The 19691-nt window shown below is 61.2% G+C and carries 16 protein-coding genes; 8 read left to right on the top strand and 8 right to left on the bottom strand.

Annotation, left to right across the window (positions count from 1 at the left end; all coding sequences use genetic code 11):
• Positions 1 to 5 precede the first annotated feature (5 nt).
• Positions 6 to 923, top strand: coding sequence for a transcriptional regulator MetR (gene metR / locus ACKUG4_RS26125; RefSeq protein ID WP_007953158.1), 918 nt, complete (start codon positions 6 to 8; stop codon positions 921 to 923).
• Here metR and ACKUG4_RS26120 read toward each other — a convergent pair.
• Genes ACKUG4_RS26120 through nosR form a run of 4 tightly spaced genes read right to left on the bottom strand, consistent with a single transcriptional unit; the run spans position 907 to position 3952 of the window.
• The gene (locus tag ACKUG4_RS26120; protein WP_085647243.1) at positions 907 to 1437 is read right to left on the bottom strand and encodes a GNAT family N-acetyltransferase; all 531 of its coding nucleotides are present in this window, start codon (positions 1435 to 1437) and stop codon (positions 907 to 909) included. The genes metR and ACKUG4_RS26120 overlap by 17 nt on opposite strands.
• Before the next feature lie 2 nt (positions 1438 to 1439).
• Positions 1440 to 2078, bottom strand: coding sequence for a LysE family translocator (locus ACKUG4_RS26115; RefSeq protein WP_064599168.1), 639 nt, complete (start codon positions 2076 to 2078; stop codon positions 1440 to 1442).
• A 23-nt stretch (positions 2079 to 2101) separates the two neighbouring features.
• Positions 2102 to 2536, bottom strand: a complete 435-nt coding sequence (locus ACKUG4_RS26110; RefSeq protein ID WP_085647241.1) for an NUDIX hydrolase — start codon at positions 2534 to 2536, stop codon at positions 2102 to 2104.
• A gap of 57 nt (positions 2537 to 2593) precedes the next feature.
• Entirely contained in the window at positions 2594 to 3952 is a 1359-nt protein-coding gene (nosR, locus tag ACKUG4_RS26105; RefSeq protein WP_445435136.1) for a response regulator c-di-GMP phosphodiesterase, NosR family, read from the bottom strand.
• A 256-nt stretch (positions 3953 to 4208) separates the two neighbouring features.
• On the opposite strand from nosR, the gene ACKUG4_RS26100 reads away from it, so the two are divergent.
• From ACKUG4_RS26100 to ACKUG4_RS26080, 5 genes are read left to right on the top strand one after another with little or no spacing between them, the layout of a single operon-like run.
• Entirely contained in the window at positions 4209 to 6482 is a 2274-nt protein-coding gene (locus tag ACKUG4_RS26100) for a GGDEF/EAL domain-containing response regulator (protein ID WP_085610886.1), read from the top strand.
• Positions 6479 to 8353: a putative bifunctional diguanylate cyclase/phosphodiesterase gene (locus ACKUG4_RS26095; protein ID WP_445435135.1), complete on the top strand. Its 1875-nt coding sequence runs from the start codon at positions 6479 to 6481 to the stop codon at positions 8351 to 8353. The genes ACKUG4_RS26100 and ACKUG4_RS26095 overlap by 4 nt, the downstream gene beginning before the upstream one ends.
• A complete protein-coding gene (locus ACKUG4_RS26090; protein ID WP_085647238.1) occupies positions 8350 to 9297 on the top strand; it encodes a cytochrome-c peroxidase in 948 nt (315 codons plus the stop codon). Before ACKUG4_RS26095 ends, ACKUG4_RS26090 begins: the two co-directional genes overlap by 4 nt.
• Positions 9294 to 11108, top strand: a complete 1815-nt coding sequence (locus ACKUG4_RS26085) for a DAHL domain-containing sensor histidine kinase (RefSeq protein ID WP_445435134.1) — start codon at positions 9294 to 9296, stop codon at positions 11106 to 11108. The genes ACKUG4_RS26090 and ACKUG4_RS26085 overlap by 4 nt, the downstream gene beginning before the upstream one ends.
• Positions 11105 to 12508 carry an ATP-binding protein gene (locus ACKUG4_RS26080; RefSeq protein ID WP_445435133.1) on the top strand — a complete coding sequence of 468 codons (1404 nt, stop codon included), beginning with the start codon at positions 11105 to 11107 and terminating at the stop codon, positions 12506 to 12508. The genes ACKUG4_RS26085 and ACKUG4_RS26080 overlap by 4 nt, the downstream gene beginning before the upstream one ends.
• A 7-nt stretch (positions 12509 to 12515) precedes the next feature.
• On the opposite strand, the gene ACKUG4_RS26075 is transcribed toward ACKUG4_RS26080, so the two are convergent.
• On the bottom strand, positions 12516 to 13841 hold the full coding sequence (locus tag ACKUG4_RS26075) for an APC family permease (RefSeq protein WP_445435132.1): 1326 nt from the start codon (positions 13839 to 13841) through the stop codon (positions 12516 to 12518).
• Between the two features lie 284 nt (positions 13842 to 14125).
• Positions 14126 to 14947 (bottom strand): carbon-nitrogen hydrolase family protein, encoded by an 822-nt coding sequence (locus tag ACKUG4_RS26070; RefSeq protein WP_445435131.1) that lies wholly within the window; start codon positions 14945 to 14947, stop codon positions 14126 to 14128.
• A 125-nt stretch (positions 14948 to 15072) separates the two neighbouring features.
• On the opposite strand from ACKUG4_RS26070, the gene ACKUG4_RS26065 reads away from it, so the two are divergent.
• Positions 15073 to 15873 carry a helix-turn-helix transcriptional regulator gene (locus ACKUG4_RS26065; protein ID WP_011335770.1) on the top strand — a complete coding sequence of 267 codons (801 nt, stop codon included), beginning with the start codon at positions 15073 to 15075 and terminating at the stop codon, positions 15871 to 15873.
• Between the two features lie 38 nt (positions 15874 to 15911).
• The gene (locus ACKUG4_RS26060) at positions 15912 to 17531 is read left to right on the top strand and encodes an FMN-binding glutamate synthase family protein (RefSeq protein WP_064599190.1); all 1620 of its coding nucleotides are present in this window, start codon (positions 15912 to 15914) and stop codon (positions 17529 to 17531) included.
• Positions 17532 to 17568: 37 nt separating this feature from the next.
• On the opposite strand, the gene ACKUG4_RS26055 is transcribed toward ACKUG4_RS26060, so the two are convergent.
• Both ACKUG4_RS26055 and ACKUG4_RS26050 read right to left on the bottom strand, forming a co-directional pair.
• A complete protein-coding gene (locus ACKUG4_RS26055; RefSeq protein ID WP_064599191.1) occupies positions 17569 to 17943 on the bottom strand; it encodes a GtrA family protein in 375 nt (124 codons plus the stop codon).
• Between the two features lie 108 nt (positions 17944 to 18051).
• Complete coding sequence (locus ACKUG4_RS26050; protein ID WP_445435130.1) at positions 18052 to 19557, bottom strand: glucosyltransferase domain-containing protein; 1506 nt, start codon at positions 19555 to 19557, stop codon at positions 18052 to 18054.
• Between the last annotated feature and the right edge of the window lie 134 nt (positions 19558 to 19691).

Below are 19691 nucleotides of genomic sequence, written 5' to 3'. Positions count from 1 at the left end.
CTGCGGTGCTTGAGATCCGTCACCTGAAAACCCTGCATGCCCTGCGTGAAGCCGACAGCCTGGTCGATGCGGCCGACCGCCTGCACCTGACCCAGTCGGCGCTGTCCCACCAGTTCAAGGAGCTGGAAGAGCGCATGGGCATGCCGTTGTTCGTGCGCAAGACCAAACCGGTGCGCTTCACCAGCGCCGGCCTGCGCCTGCTGCAACTGGCCGACGCGACCCTGCCGCTGCTGCGAGCCGCCGAACGTGATATCGGACGGCTGGCCGGTGGCACCGCCGGGCGACTGCACATGGCCATCGAATGCCACAGCTGCTTCCAGTGGCTGATGCCGACCATCGACCAGTTCCGCGATGCCTGGCCGGAAGTCGAACTCGACCTCGCTTCGGGCTTCTCCTTCGCACCGCTGCCGGCGCTGGCCCGGGGTGATCTGGATCTGGTGGTGACGTCCGATCCGCTGGAAATCGCCGGCATCACCTACGTGCCGCTGTTCACCTACGAGGCGATGTTGGCGGTCGCCAACCAGCACGCACTGGCAAGCAAACCGTACATCGTCCCCGAAGACCTGCTGACCGAAACCCTGATCACTTATCCGGTGGAACGTGACCGCCTCGATATCTTTACCCGCTTCCTCGAACCGGCCGACATCGAGCCGGCGCAGGTGCGCACCTCAGAGCTGACGGTAATGATGATGCAGCTGGTAGCCAGCGGCCGTGGCGTGTGCGGCATGCCGCACTGGGCGCTGCATGAATACAGCTCGCGCGGTTACGTGAAGGGCAAGCGGCTGGGCGAGAAAGGTCTGTTTGCGACGCTGTACGCGGCGATCCGCGCCGACATGCTCGACGCGCCGTACATGCGCGACTTCCTGCTGACGGCCAAGGACACCTCGTTCTCGACCCTGGATGGGGTCAGCGCGGTTCGTTGAGACTGGCGGTTGGCACGAAAGGCTGGGACCACATGTGGATCTTGTCGAAGTAGTCCTCGCCGACCCGCACCGCCATCGGCTCGAGGCCGAACTGGACGAAGCCGCAGCGCTGGTACAGATGAAACGCCGCGTCATTGCCGGCGGTGACGGTCAATTGAATGACTTTCAGCGCCGGATGCTGCTGCGCTTCCCCCAGCACCGCCTCCATCAATTTCAGCCCCAGCCCGCGCTGACGAAACTCGGCCGACACATACATGCCGAACACCGTTGCCTTGTGCCGGGCCTTCTCCCGAGGCTCGAACGCCAAGCCGACGATCCCCACCAGGCGGCCCTCTTCAAACGCGCCAAACACTGCGTCGAGCTTGCTGGTCAGGCGTGATTCCCACCAGCTCAGCGGCATCACTGCGCGCTCGCGCACACTGGAGGTAAACGCCTGCGGATGCCGGTCATACGCCTCCAGCATCAATTCGCGATAGGCCAGCGCATGACTGGCGTCCAGCCGCTCGATCCACATGTTCAGGCGGCCTTGCGCTGTTCAAGCATCAGCCGCACGGCCAGACCGCTCAGCACAAACCCCATGAAATAACGCTGCGCCGCCAGCCAGGTCGGGTTGTTGACGAACCACGACGCGATGCCCGCCGCGAACAGCGCGATCAGCAGGTTGACGCTGAAACTGACGCTGATCTGGGTCAGGCCGAGGATGATGCTCTGGGTGAACACCGAGCCGTGCTCGGGGGTGATGAACTGCGGGAATACCGAGAGGTAGAACACCGCGATTTTTGGGTTCAAGGCACTGGTGAGAAAGCCCATGGTGACCAGTTTGCGCGAAGAATCCGCCGGCAACTGTTGCGCCTCGAACGGCGAGCGGGCGCCGGGCTTCACCGCCTGCCAGGCCAGCCACAACAGGTACAGCGCGCCGGCCCACTTCAACACTTCATAGGCCATCGGCACGGCGAGAAACACCGCGGTCAAACCGGCGGCCGCCGCGAACAGGTGCACGAAGAACCCCGCCACCACGCCGAGCAGCGAGGTCACCCCGGCGCGACGTCCCTGGCAGATCGACCGCGAGATCAGGTAGATCATGTTCGGCCCCGGCGTCAGTACCATCAGCAGTGCGGCGGCGGCGAAAATCAACAGGTCTTGAAGCGGGATCATGACGAAGTCCTTTGCACGAATGATCAGGCGATCGCAGTCAGCGAGGCTCGATAAAACGGCAGGATCAGGTCGCGTGTCAATGGGGCGAGAACCACATCGCCGTCGGTAGCCGGATCGATCCAGATCACCTCTTCGATCTCGGCGGCCGGAGACACCCTGGCGTCGATGGTCAGTTGAAAGATTTCGGCCTGCACAACGAATCCCGGCTCGTTGGCAGCGGGTGCCGAGAACTGGCCGAGAAAGCTAGCCTGCGCCGGATCGATCACCAGTCCCAGTTCTTCCTCCAGCTCACGGGCCAGCGCATGCACCGGCAGTTCATGGGCTTCGATCTTGCCGCCCGGTTGCATGAACGCCGTGGTGTTGCGCTTGCGCACCAGCAGGGTTTGGCCGTCGGGACCGATCAGCAGCGCGGCGGCGATACGGATGATGCGGGGGGAAACTGCGGATACAGAAGTCATGGGTCAGCCACCGGCCTTGAGAAAAGCCGCAAGGATCCCATGCCGGCCGCGCCAGCGTCATCCACCCTGGGCCGCGAGCGGCGTCTCGGGCTCTTGCGGCACCTTCACGAATACCTTGTATTTGCCGCCCTCCATGGCCTCGAAACTGATCAGTTTTTCAACCAGCGGAGCGCTCAGCACTTTGCCGGCGTTGAGCAGCAACATGCCGTTGTCGGCATTGAGGTTGCGCGCGAGGATCATCCCCGCCGCCAACTCCCGGGTGCCCATGACCTTGACGTCCGGATCGGCCAGGGTGATGTCGCTGACCATTGCGCAGACCTTGATGAAATCCTCGATCAGCTCGGGATCGTAGAGTTTGCCGGCGTACTGGCGCAGGTACAGCAAGGCTTCATCGCTGTTCATCTGCCGCTCGAGAATCAGCCCGCGCTGCAACTCGACAAAATCCACCGCCAGTTTCAACAGCCGCGAGCCCAAGGGAATGGCCTCGCCCTTGAGCCGGTCGGGAAACCCGCTGCCGTCCCAGTGCTCCTGGTGGTGCAGGATCAGCCGCGCGGCATCCTTCATCGGGTCCAGGGTCATCAACAGCGATTCGCTCTGTTTCGGATAAGCCCGATAGCGGTCGCGCTCGGTGCTGTGCAGCAAGTCCGACGGCGTGGTCATCATGCTGTCGGTCCAGCTCAGCTTGCCGATATTGTAGAGCGCGGCGGCCATGGTCAGGTCGCGGCTGGCGGCTTCGTCCAGACGGTGCATCTTGCAGTAGCCGCGTACCAGCTCGATGATCTGCCGATTGGTCTGCTTCGCCGGCGGCAGGCGCAGGTTGGCCAGTAACGAGAACATTTCGGTGCCTGTCAGGAAACTGCGCTTGAGCTCCTCGTAGGCAAGGTCGAGCATGTCGGCGGTCTGCTGCAGTTCGGCGGTACGGGCGGCGACGTGTTTTTCCAGGGTGCTGTTGAGCAATTTCAATTGTTCGTTTTGCACTCGCGTCAGTTTTTCCAGACGTTCGCGCTCGTGTGCCAGATGCTGATGCTCGAGGGCCTGACGCAAGGTCAGCAGCATTTCCTCGTCGTTCCAGGGTTTGCTGATGTAACGGTGGATCTGCCCTTCGTTGATGGCCTTGATGATCGCCGAAGGGTCGGCGTAGCCGGTGAGCATGATCCGCGCAGTCGCCGGATACCGCTCATGAACAAGAGCCAGCAGCGTGGCCCCATCCATGTTGGGCATGCGCGCGTCGCTCATCACCAGATTCACCGGTTGCTGCTCGAGTATTTCCAGCGCCTGGGCACCGCTGGTGGCCAGCAAGACGTCATAAGGCTGGCCGCGCAGCAGACGGCGCAGGCTGTTGAGAATCGGTTCCTCGTCATCGACCAGCAGTACTTTGGGCCGGGGCGGCGAAATCGGGGCGGACGGCTCTTCCATGGCGAAGCCTCGTGAAAAACGTTGGACATGACTGACGCGCCGGCAGACCTCCCCTGCTTGCCTGCGCTTGAATCACAGGCTAGATGATTTTCGCAGGGCTCGTGTAAATCCCCTGTTACACCACGCCAGGCGAAGTTGCGCCCCTGCAACTATGCTCAAGTCGCTGGACGACACCATCGGCCTGCGCGCAGGCATGTGATGAGGGGAAAAGGATGCTCCCGATGACGAATGTGCGTGAACACACGGGTATTGCGTCATGAGTGCGCAACCCGGACACACCAACCGCCGCGTGCTCATCGTCGACGATACCGCGTCGATCCATGACGATTTCGCCAAGATCCTCAAACCGGCCACGGCTGAAGCCGACAGCCTGGATGAAACGGAAAGCCTGCTGTTCGGCGATGCGTCCTCCGCCCCCGTCGCACCGAAAGACCGTTTCGAACTGGACTCGGCCTATCAGGGCCGCGAAGCGCTGGACAAAGTCGAAGCCGCACTCGCCGCCGGGCGCCCGTACGCCATGGCCTTCATCGACATGCGCATGCCGCCGGGCTGGGATGGCCTGGAAACCATCGAGCGGCTGTGGCAGGTCGATCCCAAGCTGCAGGTGGCCCTGTGCACCGCCTACTCCGATTACTCGTGGGAAGACATCGACCGGCGGCTGGCCCTGACCGATCGCCTGCTGATCCTGAAAAAACCCTTCGACGCGATCGAAATCCGGCAGATGGCCAGCGCCCTGACGGTCAAGTGGCAAATGACCGAAGACGCCGCCATGAAGATGAACCTGCTGGAGCAGGCAGTTCAGGAGCGTACCCGGGAACTGTCCGACGCCAACATCATCGTGCAGAACAGTCCGACCATCCTCTACCGGTTGCGCGGTGAACCGTCGTTTCCGCTGATGTACATCTCCCACAACATCACCCGCTACGGCCATGTCGCGGCTGATCTGGTGGGTTCGGCCAACTGGGCGCAGACGCTGATTCACCCGGACGATCAGCTCAGTGTCGATACCGCCATGGGCCGGGTGCTCGATCGGCATGCCGAAGGCGCCTCCATCGAGTTTCGCCTACGTACCGGCGCGGGCGACTGGCGCTGGGTGGAAAACCGCTACATCCCGGTGCGCGATCACGACGGCCGCCTGCTGGAAGTCGAGGGGATCATTCTTGACATCACCGAACGCCGGCTGGCCGAAGAGAAAATGGCCTTGCTGGCCCGCACGGACGGCCTCACCGGACTTGCCAATCGCGCCACGCTGATCGAGCGTCTGCATCAGGCCTTCGCCGCCGCGCGTCGGGGAGCGGCACCTTTTGCGGTGTTTTACCTGGATCTGGATCACTTCAAGCGGATCAACGACACCCTCGGCCATCCGGTCGGCGATCTGTTGTTGCAGGCAGTGGCGCAACGGATCAAATCGAATGTGCGGGAAAACGACGTGGTCGCACGTCTGGGCGGAGACGAGTTCGCGATCCTGCAACTGGACGTCAGCGACCCGACCCAGTCTGCTGCCATCGCGACCAAGATCCGCGATGCGCTTCTGGAGCCCTACCAACTGGCAGGCAATGCCTTGCGCATTTCCGTCAGTATCGGCATCTGCCTGTACCGCGCCAACAGTCTGGATGCCGACAGTCTGCTGGCTGGCGCCGACATGGCGCTGTACCGCGCCAAGGAAACGGGCCGTAATCAGTACCAGTTCCATTCCGAGCAAATCACTCGCGAAGTCGCCGAGCGCATGGCCCTGGCCGAGGAATTGATGACCGCCCTGACTCAGGGAGGACTGAAGCTCGACTACACGCCGGAAGTGGACATGCACAGCGGCAAGATTCTCGGCATGGCCGCGCAGGTCAAATGGCAACATCCCCGGCTTGGTCTGCTGCCAGCGTCGGCCTTCGTACCGGCAGCGGAAAAGACCGGTGCAATCATCCCGCTCGGTCGCTGGATACTGGATCACGCCTGCTGGCAGATGCGCCAGTGGCAAAACGAGGGAGTGGCGCCTCCAGTGATGGCGATCAGGATTTCCCTGGCGCAACTCAAGAGCGGCCCGGAACTCATCTATGACGTGCTGCGCACCACCGCCCGCTGGGAACTGGCACCGTGGGATCTGCGTTTCGATGTCACCGAAGCGACCCTGGCCCAGACCAAATGGACCCACAACGATGTGCTGCCGCGCCTCAGTGAGCTTGGGGTAAAGATCGCCATCGACGATTTCGGCACCGAATACTCATCGTTCGATTACCTGAAAACCTACCGGGTCAATCACCTCAAACTCGCTCAATCCCTGATCGACAGTGCGGCCCAGGATGAAGGCAGCGCCAATACCCTGCGAGCGATCGTCAATTTCGCCCGGGATCTGGCGATCGACATCAGCGCCGAAGGCGTCCAGCCCGCAGATCGAGATGACGCCCTCACCTCTTCGGCCCCGCTGAAAAACGTGCAAGGCCTTTGCTTCAGGGAAGCTGTCAGCCCCGAGCAAGCAGCCCGCCTGCTGAAGGACGGAAACGCGACTGCCCCGCTGCCCAGGGAGGATGAGGGATGAAAACACCTTTTCCCCAGACCAACCGGCGCATATTGATCGTCGACGATACCCCGGCGATCCATGATGACTTTCGCAAGATACTGACCCCGGACACCAGCGGTGCAGCAGACCTGGATACGCTCGAGCAAACGCTGTTCGGCACCCGGCAATCATCGCACCTGACGTTCCAGCTCGACTCCGCCTATCAGGGGCAGGAAGCGCTCAAACTGGTGCAGCATGCGGTGGAAGAAGGCCGGCCTTATGCCCTCGCGTTCACCGACATGCGCATGCCGCCCGGTTGGGACGGCCTGGAAACCATCGAAAAACTGTGGGCGGTCGATCCGAATCTGCAAATCGCCTTGTGCACCGCCTATTCCGACTACAGCTGGGAGGCCATGGCCGAACGACTGGAATTCGGCGATCAGTTGCTGATCCTGAAAAAACCATTCGACACCCTGGAAATCCGCCAGATGGCCAATGCCCTGACCTGGAAATGGCAGTTGGCCCAGGACGCGGCGCTGAAGATGCTCAGTCTCGAGCAGACCATCGAAGCCCGCGTGCATGAATTGCTCAAGGTCTCGCACCTGTTGCAGTACGACAGCCTCACGGGCCTGCCCAACAGCACCTTGCTCGGTGACCGTTTGACTCAGTCGCTGGCCGCCTGCCGGCGCCATGACAAACAACTGGTGGTGATGTTTCTCGGGCTGGATCGCTTCAAGCGCATCAACAATGCCCTGGGCCACCCAGCGGGCGACGAGATGCTCAAACGGGTCGGCCAGCAATTGCTCGCCTGCGTGCGCGAATCGGATTCGGTTTTTCGTTATGGCTCCGACGAATTCGTGGTGATGCTCAGCGACATCAACCACCCGCAGCAGACCCGCAGCATTGCCGAGAAACTGCTGGGCGCCATCCGTATTCCACAGACGATTGTCGGGCATCCCGTGAGCATCACGGCCAGTCTGGGCATCAGCATCTATCCCGACGACGGGTTCGAAGCCATCGAATTGATCAAAAAAGCTGAAACGGCCATGCGCAACGCCAAGGAAACCGGGCCGAGCGAGATCGCTTTCTTTATCGAGGCGATGAACCAGCGTGCCCGGGAACAGCAAGGCATCGAAACGGGCATTCGCCAGGCCCTGCAGCGGCACGAATTCGTCCTGCATTACCAGCCGAAAATCGACCTGGTCAGTAGCCGGGTGGTCGGCGCCGAAGCACTGGTGCGCTGGCAAAAACCGGGACATGGCTGGGTCTATCCGTCGGATTTCATACCGGTGGCCGAAGACAGTGGCCTGATCGTACCGCTGAGCAAATGGGTGCTGGGCGAAGCCTGTCGGCAGACCCGGGACTGGCAACAGGCGGGCTTGCCGCCGATCCGCATGTCGGTCAACACCTCGGCCATCGACTTTCGCCAGCGGCACTTCGTCGAGGGCATCGAACAGGTGCTGGCACAGACCGGGCTGGATCCTCGCCTGCTGGAACTGGAGATCACCGAAGGCGTGCTGATGCAGAACGTCGACGCGACGATGAACGCGCTGGGCAGGCTGAAGGCGCTGGGGGTTCGGCTGGCCATCGATGACTTCGGCACCGGTTATTCCAGCTTGAGCTATCTGCGCCGCTTTCCCATCGATGTGCTGAAAATCGATCAATCGTTCATTCGCGGCCTGAGCCATGACAGCGGTGATGCCGCCCTGGTCGGCGCGATCATCAGCCTGGGCAAGAGCCTGAACCTCAACGTCATTGCCGAAGGTGTGGAAACAGCACAACAGTTGGAGTTTCTCAGGGCTCACCACTGCGAGGAGGGCCAGGGCTTTTATTTCAGCAAGGCCTTGCCGGCAGAGGCCTTCGCCCGTTTGCTGGAGTCTGCTCAACCTGGCACGTGGGGTGTTTCATGAATCGCCCGGGGTCGTTGGTTCTACTGCTCGGTCTGTGCGCAAATGCCATCGCCGCACCGCTGGACGAGCCGCTGAAACCCTTGCCGCCAAAGCCGCACCTGGATGCCAGGCGGGTCGAGCTCGGGCGCCAGTTGTTCCATGACCCGCGATTGTCGATCAATAACACGCTGTCCTGCGCCAGCTGCCATCAACTGGATAAAAGCGGCGCCGACACCCGCGCCTTCTCCAACGGCTTCGATGGGCAACCGGTGGCGGTCAACACACCAACCGTATTCAACGCCAGCCTCAATTTCCGCCAGTTCTGGGATGGCCGAGTCGAAACCCTGGAAGAACAAAGCAACGTCGTGATCACCAGCCCCCACGAAATGGGCAGCGACTGGAACACCGTCGTGCAACGGATCGCTGACGACGCAGCCTATGGTCAGAGCTTTCGTGCCGCCTACCCCGATGCCGTGAGCCGGGCCAATATCCAGAATGCGCTGGCCACCTATGAACGCACGCTGCTGACCCCCGACTCCCGTTTCGATCAGTACCTGCTGGGCAATACCGATATCCTGACCCTCGAAGAAAAATACGGCTATCAGCGTTTCAAGGAGTACGGCTGCATTGCCTGCCATCAGGGCGTCAACATTGGCGGCAACATGTTCCAGAAATTTGGCGTGTTCGGCGACTACATCGCCGATCGCGGTAACCCGACGGTGGCCGACCAGGGCCGTTTCAACGTGACCGGCGACGAAGCCGACCGCGCCGTGTTCAAGGTGCCGAGCCTGCGTAATGTCGCGCTGACCGCACCGTACTTCCATGACGGCTCGGCGCCCACCCTCGAACGGGCCGTGGACGTGATGTTCCAGTATCAGTTGGGGCGCATGCCGAGCGAAGAAGACAAGACCCTGATCATCCTGTTTCTCAAGACCCTGACCGGCCATCCGGAGGGCCAGCCATGATGAAGGTTTCACGCCGTGTCAGCCTGATGTTGATCGGGCTCGTCGCCGTGCTGCTGGCCTCGATCCTGGTGTTTCTCTACCTCAAGTCCAGCACCGAGCAGACGACGGCCTACACCGAGTCCCGGGACCTGATCCGCCAGATCAAGCAGCAGGACTCGCTGTGGGAAAACGAAATCCTCAAGGCGCGGGTGGCGATCTCCCACAATTACGACCCGCTGGTCTCGCCGATGAGCGAGATGAACCGCCTGTGGGAACGCTTCGACACCATGGAGTCCGGCCACGGGCGCAACGACTCGACACAATGGGACGAAGCCCACGAGAGTTTTCTCAAGGCGATGCAGGAAAAGACCCGGTTGGTGGAGCAGTTCAAGTCGCACAACGCCTTGCTGCGCAACTCCCTGGCGTTCCTGCCGACCGCCGAAGATGACATTCAGGCACAACTGGCCGGCCTGTCCGATCTCGACAAGATTCAGGTGCAGAACATCGCCACCGATACCTATGACCTGCTGCTCAGCGCACTGGAGTTCTCTCAGGTCACCTCCGACGACAAGGCCGCCGATATCGTCCTGGGCCTGAACAAACTGGCGGTGAACGCGCAACGCCTGCCCCAGGACTTTCAAGCCCCGATCAGGATCCTGAGCAATCACATCAGCCTGATCCTGCGCGAGCAGCCGATCGTCAACCGCTTGCTCGAGGAGATTGAGGCGGTTCCGGTGGCCGAGCGCCTGGACAACATCACCAACATGCTCAACCGGGATCAGCAGCGGGTCGAAAAAATCGACAGGAAATATCACTTCTATCTGCTGCTGTTCTCGGTCCTGCTGATGCTGTCGCTGCTGTGGCTGGCCATCCGTCTGATCCGCAGTTTCGCCGAGATCAACCGGGTCAACGCAGCCCTGCAAACCGCCAACGATGTGCTGGAGCAACGGGTCGACGAGCGCACCCGGGAGCTCAAGAACGCCCAGAGCGAACTGCTCGACGCCGCACGCCAGGCCGGCATGGCCGAGATCGCGACCAACGTGCTGCACAACGTCGGCAACGTGCTCAACAGCGTGAACATTTCCTCCGACCTGATCGCGCGCAAGTTACGCAGCAGCAAGACCCTGGGGCTGGGCAAGGCCATGCAGCTGATCAACGAACACCCCGACGACCTCGGCCAGTTCCTCAGCGAAGACCCCAAGGGCAAATTGCTGCCCGGTTATCTCAATCAACTGGTCGTTGCCATCGCCCAGGAACAGCAGGAAATGGTCGACGAACTGAACCAGATGAACAAAAGTGTCGATCACATCAAGGACATCGTCGCCACCCAGCAATCCTATGCCGGGGCCAGCAGCCTGACCGAGCCGCTGTACATCAGCGAACTGCTCGAAGACGCCCTGCGCATGAACGCCGGAGCCCTGACCCGGCACCACGTCACAGTGGTCAAGGACTACGCCGAAGTGCCGCAGGTGATGGGTGACAAACACCGTTTGCTGCTGATCCTGATCAACCTGATCAGCAACGCCAAATACGCGATGTCCGACCTCAGCAACCGCCCGCGCACCATCACCCTGGGCGTAAAAATCGTCGACGGGAATTATCTGGAAATCAGCGTCAAGGACGATGGCGAAGGTATCGCCCCGGAAAACATGACGCGGATCTTTGCCCACGGTTTCACCACCCGCAAAGAGGGCCACGGCTTCGGCCTGCACAGTTGCGCCCTGGCGGCCATCGAGATGAACGGCCACCTCACGGCCCACAGCGACGGACCTGGCCAGGGCGCCCTGTTCACCTTGCAGATTCCGCTGATCGCGGTAACGGAGAACGCATGAGCGAATTGTCGAACCGCCGCATTCTGCTGATCGATGACATGCCGTCGATCCACGAAGACTTTCGCAAGATCCTCGCCCCGGCTTCAGCGCAGTCGGCAGAGATGGACGAAATGGAAGCCGCGCTGTTCGGCGAAACCGCCAGACCCCGGCGAGCGGTTTTCGAACTGGACTCGGCCTACGGAGGGGAAGAAGGCCTGGCCAAACTCAACCTGGCCTTGCAGGAACAATGTCCCTACGCCCTGGCGTTCGTCGACATGCGCATGCCCGACGGCTGGGACGGGGCGCAAACCATCGAAGCGCTGTGGCAGCGGGATCCGCAGTTGCAGGTGGTGGTCTGTACCGCCTATTCCGACTATTCCTGGGACGAATTGCTGGATCGTCTGCACGCCCATGACCGGCTGCTGATTCTGAAAAAACCCTTCGACAACATCGAAGTCCAGCAGATGGCCAACACCCTTCTGACCAAATGGCAGATGACCGAGCGCGCGTCGCTGCAAATGCATCACCTGGAACATCTGGTGGATCAGCGTACCGCCCAGTTCAAGCAGGCCAGCGAAGCCTTGCAGCGGGAAATCGACGAACGCAAACAGCTGGAAGGCCAGTTGGTGCAATCGGAGAAGCTCGCTTCGCTGGGGCAACTGGCCGCTGGCGTCGCCCATGAAATCAACAATCCGATCGGTTTCATTTCCTCCAACCTCGGCACGCTCGACGGCTATTTCCAGCAACTGCTGGCCATGCTCGGCGCCTATCACACCGCCGGGCAAACTCTGCCCGCCGAACTGGCTGGGCAGTTGCAGCAATTGCGCGAGGACCTCGAACTGGATTTTCTGCTCGAAGACATTCCGGTGCTGATCAGGGAATCCAAGGAAGGCATCGCTCGGGTCGGCCAGATCGTCAGGGACCTGAAGGATTTCTCCCGGGTCGACAGCCATCAGGAATGGCAGTGGGCCAATCTGCAACAGGGCATCGAATCGACCCTGAACATTGTCGCCAGCGAGCTCAAGTACAAGGCCGATGTGATCAAGGAATATCAGGAGCTGCCGGACATCGAATGCCTGCCCTCGCAAATCAATCAGGTCATCATGAACCTGGTGGTCAACGCGGCGCAGGCCATGGGCCCGGAGCGCGGCACCATCACCCTGCGCACCGGGGTGCAGGGCGAAACGGCAATCATCGAAGTGGCCGACACCGGTTCGGGCATCGCCCCCGAGACCCTGCAGAAAATCTTCGACCCGTTCTTCACCACCAAACCGGTCGGCCAGGGGACGGGCCTGGGCCTGTCCCTGTCGTATGGCATCGTGAAAAAACACGGCGGTGACATTTCCGTCAGCAGCAAACCGGGATTCGGTACGACGTTCCGCGTGCAACTGCCGTTGCGCCAAACCCGGCCGGCGGCCTGATGCCTGATCAGGCCGCTTCCTGAAAGTCCATCTCCGGTGGTTGGCGACGGAAGCCACCGGTCAGCACCGCCAGATACAGCACACCAATCGCCAGCCAACTCAGGCCCAGATACACCGCCAGGTGATCGAGGCTGACCATCAGCCACAAGTCCGCCAGCAGACCGATGAACGGGAAGACCAGGAACAGAACCAGTTCGCGCAGGCCTTTTTTCTCGCCGCCGATCCAGTAGTGAAAAATCACCGACAGATTGACCAGACTGAACGCCAGGAACGCGCCGAAGTTGATGAACGAGGTCGAGGTGGTCACGTCGAGTTTCAGCGCCAGCAACGCGACAACGGCGCACAGCAGGATGCTGTTGACCGGCGTACCGAAGCGCTCGTGCAAGGTGCCGAAAAACGACTTCGGCAACACGCCGTCACGGCCCATCGCAAACAACAGTCGCGAACCGCTGGCCTGCGCCGACAGGCCCGAGGCGAACTGACCGACGATCAGGCCGATCAGGAAGATCGACACGAACAGATCACCGCCGATGTTGCGTGCAATTTCGTAGGCCGCCGAGTCGACGCTGTCGAACTGGAACGACGGATGGGCGATCTGCACGAAGTACGACACGCCGACAAAAATCAGCCCGCCGATCAGGGTAATCAACATGATTGCCCGAGGGATGGTGCGACGTGGATCGCGGGTTTCTTCGGTGAGTGTGCTGACCGCGTCGAAGCCGAGGAACGAGTAGCAGGCAATCGCGGCGCCGCTCATGATCAGCGGCATCTGCATGTCGCCGTTGAAGAACGGTTTGATCGACCACAGCGGCGTGCTGGCATCGCCGCCGACGTAATGCACGCACAGCGCGACGAAGGCGATCAGCACCAGGAATTGCACCAGCATCAGCAAGGCGTTGATGCCGTTGGCCAGTTTCAGGCCGATGATGTTGATCGCGCTGGTGATGCCGATGAACGCCAGAACCCAGACCCACTGCGGGATCGACGGGAAGGCCGAAGCCAGATACGCGGCGCCGATCAGCCAGATCGCCATCGGCAGAAACAGATAATCGAGCAGCACCGCCCAACCGGCGATGAAGCCGAGTTTCGGGCTGATGGCCTTGCGCACATAGCTGTAGGCCGAGCCGGCCACCGGGAATGCGGCGGCCATGCGCCCGTAGCTCATGGCGGTGAAGAACATCGCCACCAGCGCCGCCAGATACGCGGCGGGCACCATACCTGCAGTGGATTGGGCGAGGATGCCGAATGTGCCGAGGACAATGATCGGCGTCATGTAGGCGATGCCGAACAGCACCACCGACCCTAGCGAAAGGGTGCGTTGCAAACGAGCCATGGGCGACTTACTCCGGATTTTATTGGATTTATGGCAGAGGCCGAGTTCGGCGAATGTTTCGGGTGTTGCGTTGTTGTTTTTTGGGTTATCTGAATGTTTGTATGACTTGAGATCGATCCCCCTCACCCCAGCCCTCTCCCCCAAGGGGGCGAGGGGGAAAGGGAGCCGATCGGGGACTTTTCAAATCCTGAGTTCGACTGGACATTTCAGGTCGGCGTGCCTCGAGTGAGCGACCCGGTCAGTCCCCTCTCCCTGTGGGAGAGGGTTAGGGTGAGGGCTGGGGTTCAACGGTGTGGAATAAGCAACTCCCGAACACCGCCATCCCGCTCCACCACCTCCCCCGGCAACCTCAACCGCTGATCATCCAGATACCGATAATCCTTGCGCGCCAGCTCCAGCTGAGCGAAATCCAGCTCGACACTGAACCGCCCTTCCTCACGCCCGGCTTCGAACAGCAGCGTGCCCAGCGGATCCACCAGCGCACTGCCGCCGGCGAACATCAACCCGTCATCCCCGACGTCCACCCGATTGACCATCAGCGCAAACGCCTGGTTTTCCTGGGCCCGGGCCATGATCGCGGTGCGGTGGGTCGGGCCGTACGGGTCCATGTTGCCGTTGGTCACGATCAACAACTCCGCGCCCAGTTGCGCCAGGGCCCGGGCCGATTCCGGGAACTCGATGTCGTAGCAGATCAGCAGACCGACCCGCACACCGTTCCACAGGCAGGTGGCGTAACGGTCGCCTGCCTCGAACACACAGCGATCCGAGGCCCAGAGATGGGTCTTGCGATATTTCAGGGCGATGCCTTCAGGGGTAATCAGCAGCGTGGTGTTGTAGAAGCGGCCGTTGTCGTTCTCGGCCATGCCGATCACCACGGCGAGGTTGCGTTCGCGGGCGGCGGCCTGCACGGCGCTGACGGTCGGGCCGTCTACCGGCTCGGCGATCTGCGCCACGGTGTCGGCGGTCGGGAAGCCCATCAGGTGGGTCTCGGGGAATACGATCAATTGCGTGTCGGCGGCGCAGGCCGCAATCGCCGCGAGGGCGCGTTCGAGGTTGTACGCCGTGTCTTTGTCACGGCCCGCCAGTTGGGCGAGTTCGACTTTCATGGGCAGTCCTTGTTATGGGCGCCGGGTGCCGAAAGATTGCCCGGCGGCTGTCTGTGGGCCAGTATGCTTCGCATTCGACCGGCCAGGGAATTACGCGGCCGGGGTAACCCGATAGGGGTAGAGGCATGACTCTTTCGTTTGACGACATCACCTGGCACCGCGCCGTCGGACAGTTGATCGACGCCCTCGACAAGCCGAATTTCTGGGCGCAACTGGTACGCCTGCTCGACCAGTACGTGCCGTTCGATAGCTGGGTGGCGCTGCTGTTCAGCGCCGACCGCCACCCGCAGGTGTTCGCCGAATGCCCCGGCGCAGACGGCAGTCCCGATCAGCTGTTTCAGGATTACCTGCGCGGTCTGTACCTGCTCGACCCGTTCTACATCGCCTGCCGCGAGCAGTCGCGCACCGGGTTGTATCGCCTGTCGGAGGTCGCGCCGGAGCACTTCGAACTGACCGAGTATTACCAGCGATACTTTCGTCTGAATGTGGTGGCCGACGAAATCCAGTTCAATTGCCAGCTCGAGGGCGACCGCACGCTGTGTCTGTCACTGGGCAGCCAGCAGCGCTTCACCGGCGAGCAGATTGCCCTGTTGTCACTGATCCAGCCGTGGGTGCTCGGCCTGTTGCGCCAGCGCCTGCCCTATGAAATCAACGAAACCGTGGCATTGGCTCCGGCGCCTGCGCAACCGGACTGGCGGGTGCAGCTCGAAGCGTCGGTGCAGCAGCTCAAGGGCGCGCAACTGACCGCCCGGGAACTGGACGTCGGGCGCCTGATGCTCAGCGGTTGCTCCAGTAAAGAAATCGCCCGTAAGCTGGAAATCTCTGTTGAAACCGTGAAAGTCCATAAGAAACACATGTACAGCAAGCTGGGGATCAAATCCCAGTCGGAGCTGTTTTCGATCTTTCTGCAGGCGCAGAACGCCTGACTGCCGCAAAAAAAAACCGTCCGAACCAAGGAAACCGTATGAGCCTGTCACTCCTGAGCCGCTACGCCTTCTTTGCCGTCTGCGTGATGTTCACCCTCGCCAGCCTGCCCTTTCTCGAACACGACTGGCTGTGGCCGATCACCGCCGTCACCGGCGTATTGAGCCTGATCGGTCTGTTCGACCTGCTGCAAAGCCCGCACGCGGTGCGCCGCAACTATCCGATCCTGGGCAATATCCGTTATCTGGTCGAAGGCATCCGCCCGGAGATCCGCCAGTACCTGCTGGAATCCGACAGCGACGCCCTGCCCTTCTCTCGTGCCCAGCGTTCGCTGGTGTACTCGCGGGCCAAGAATGAAACCGCCGACAAACCGTTCGGCACCCTGATCGACGTCTATCAGTCCGGCTTCGAATTCATCGGCCACTCAATGCGCCCGGCGCCGTTGAGCGACCCGAGCAGTTTCCGCGTCACCGTCGGTGGCCCGCAGTGCACCCAGCCGTACTCGGCGTCGGTGTTCAACATCTCGGCCATGAGTTTTGGCTCCCTCAGTGCCAACGCGATCCGCGCGCTGAACCAGGGTGCGAAACTCGGCAACTTCGCCCACGACACCGGCGAAGGCAGCATCAGCCCCTATCACCGCGAACATGGCGGCGACCTGACCTGGGAACTGGGCAGCGGCTATTTCGGCTGCCGCACCAGCGACGGCCGCTTCGACCCGGAACGCTTCGCCGCCCAGGCGCAGACCCCGCAAGTGCGGATGATCGAAATCAAGATGAGCCAGGGCGCCAAACCCGGTCACGGCGGGATTCTGCCCAAGCACAAAGTGACCCAGGAAATCGCCGACACCCGCGGCATCCTGATGGGCGAAGACTGCATTTCGCCGTCGCGCCACAGCGCGTTCTCCACGCCGATCGAAATGATGCATTTCATCCAGCAACTGCGTGAACTGTCCGGCGGCAAACCGGTGGGCTTCAAGTTCTGCCTCGGTCATCCGTGGGAGTTCATGGGCATCGCCAAGGCCATGCTGGAAACCGGCATCCTGCCGGACTTCATCGTGGTCGACGGCAAGGAAGGCGGGACCGGCGCCGCACCGGTGGAATTCACCGACCACATCGGCGTACCGATGCGCGAAGGTCTGCTGTTCGTGCACAACACGCTGGTCGGCCTGAATCTGCGGGACAAGATCAAACTCGGCGCCAGCGGCAAGATCGTCAGCGCTTTCGACATCGCCAGCGTGCTCGCCATCGGCGCCGACTGGGCCAACTCGGCGCGCGGCTTCATGTTCGCCATCGGCTGCATCCAGTCGCAAAGCTGCCACACCAACAAATGCCCGACCGGCGTCGCCACCCAGGACACCCTGCGCCAGCGCGCACTGGTAGTGCCGGACAAGGCTCAGCGGGTCTACAACTTCCACCGCAATACACTCAAGGCACTGGCGGAAATGCTCGCCGCCGCCGGCCTCGATCATCCGTCGCAACTGTCGGCCAAGCATCTGGTGCGGCGCATGTCGGCGACTGAAATCAAACTGTTCTCGCAGCTGCACGTGTTCCTGAAACCGGGGGAATTGCTCACCGGGGAAGTGAACGGCGAGTTCTATTCGCGGATGTGGCAGATGGCACGGGCGGACAGCTTCGAGCCGCAGGAAATCGCGGCGGCTTAATCAGTTTCGCAGCGCCAGTCGGGCCAGGCTGGCGCTTTCAGGTTCGAGAACGGCGAAACAATACAAACCGGAAAAAGCTGTACCCCAGCAACAGATCCAGCAGTGAAAACACCGACACCGTCACCAGCCCCGGCAGACTCCATGCATCGGCGATCACACCTGTGCCGTAACTCAACGCCCCCATCACGCTGATAAACATCAGGTACGCCAGCACCGACGTTCCGGTCTCGAACGTGTAGAGCGCGTTCATGTAAAACGCGAAGGATGCGGCGATGCAAAACGCAGCGAAGTTGCTGGCCGCCTGATCGAGCTGAACCGCACTGGTCAGTACGAAAAAAACCTGCCAGTGGACCAGCGTTGCGGCGAGACCGATTGCCGTTTGTGCGGGAAATCCTTTCCACAAGATCCTCATCGTGAATCCTTGCTGTCACTGCAACGGGCGGAGCTTTCACGCTAGGGCAAGGTACGGGTGCGGTCTACTGTCAGAAATTACAGGTAGGCGCTGGTTTCTGACCAACGGTCACCATTGCAATAACCGCCCGTGGGGCGGCTCTTTCATGACGGTGAAGCCGTAGTCGCCGATCAAGTAGAGCCGGTAATAAAGGCTGTCCACCAAGGGTGGATAGCCCATCAGACCGACATGGGTCGCGTTGCGACGTTCGCGCTCGGCGACCACGTTGGTGATACCGGCCGAGGCCAGGTTTTCGGCGAGCATGAAATAGTCGACGTTCAGCAGGTAGCGCAGCACCGGCAGCCGTTGGAAGGTGCCCTGCGCCCCCGCGAGCCAGCGGTCGGAGTACGTCACCGAGAGATAAATCCGTTTGGCTTCGCGCAGTTCTCGATGGGACGAGATGTCGTGGCTGAGGCTGTAGAGCGCACTGCTGGCGAAGGTTTTTTCCATCGTCAGCACCCGGCCATAAGCGAAGGACAGTGACAGCGTGGCCAGAAGCGGAATCGCCAGCATCAGGGGTAATCGCTGATGTAACGGTGCCAACCCCAGATGGGCCAGATAGAACAGCGACATCAGCAATACGCCGAACCCCATCAAGGTGCGCGCGCCTTCGTTGAAGTCGCGAAACAGCAGGGTAAAGCCCGGCACCAGCAGCACAATCAGCGACCATGCCAGCAGGCAACTGAAGCTCAGGAGCAAACCCTTGGCGCGCGACAGGTTGCGCTCACGAATATGCCGCCCCAATTGCACGGCGCCGAACACGGCGCACAGCACCAACACAATACAAACCACCGTGTAGCCGCCGTGAAACAGCAGCGCAACCTTCTCCATCGCCCGACCGATATTGATACCGATCTGCAGCAACGGATCGGCGCTCGTATTCAGCAATTGCGTGCGTCCGGCGTCAGTGAATGGATAAGCCGTGACGCTGTAGATCGACACTGCCAGCAGCAGTTGCGCCAGCCTCCAGCCCGACCGGTGCCAGAGTTCATCCCACGGCACTCGCCGGTGAACATTCCTGAGCAATTCCAGGCAGCACAACCCGAGAAACACATTCAGGCTGATCTGATACAACCCGATCGCCAGCGCCAGCAACACCGATGGCACCAGCCATCGCTGAATGCGTGAAGCGCCGCAAAAGGTGATTGCATAAATCACCGCGACCAGGCTCAGGGCCATGCCGGCGCCGTCGTATTGATAGGACAGGTTCTGCAACAGGAACGGGTTGTACCAGAGCGGCAACGGCACCAGACAACAGGCCAGCGTCGGTTCGGGAAAATAGTGGAAGGTCAGCCGGGTCAGAGCGAACGACATCGCTACGGTGGCGAGCAACAGCGGCAGTGGAAAAATATTCGGCGCAGCGCCGGTGAAGCTCAGCGCCTGATACAGCCAATCCATGAACAACCGCCCCTGCCCCGCCCAGGCGTTGCCGGCAGCGAGGGTGCGCCAGTTGTCGTCGATGTAGGGGAAATCGGCGAGGATCAGCGGCAGGATGTACAGCAGCGTGGCGAGCAGGAAAAACAGCACGACCTGACGGCGGCCGAGTTCTCTTACGAGAAAATCGCTGATCCTCATACCTGCGCCTCTGTTCACGGCTGCGCGGGAAACAACGTAGATAAACCTTCGAACATGACTCTGAATCAGAGGTCGTTTTTTGCGCTGATTTCAGACCAGCGGCATCAACTCACCCCCATGAAAAAGCCCCGGAC

The organism is Candidatus Pseudomonas auctus (assembly GCF_048654275.1).
GTDB classification, from domain to species: domain Bacteria; phylum Pseudomonadota; class Gammaproteobacteria; order Pseudomonadales; family Pseudomonadaceae; genus Aquipseudomonas; species Aquipseudomonas pharyngis.
Note: the sequence above shows the minus strand (reverse complement) of the source record. Positions and strands in the feature narration are given on the sequence as shown.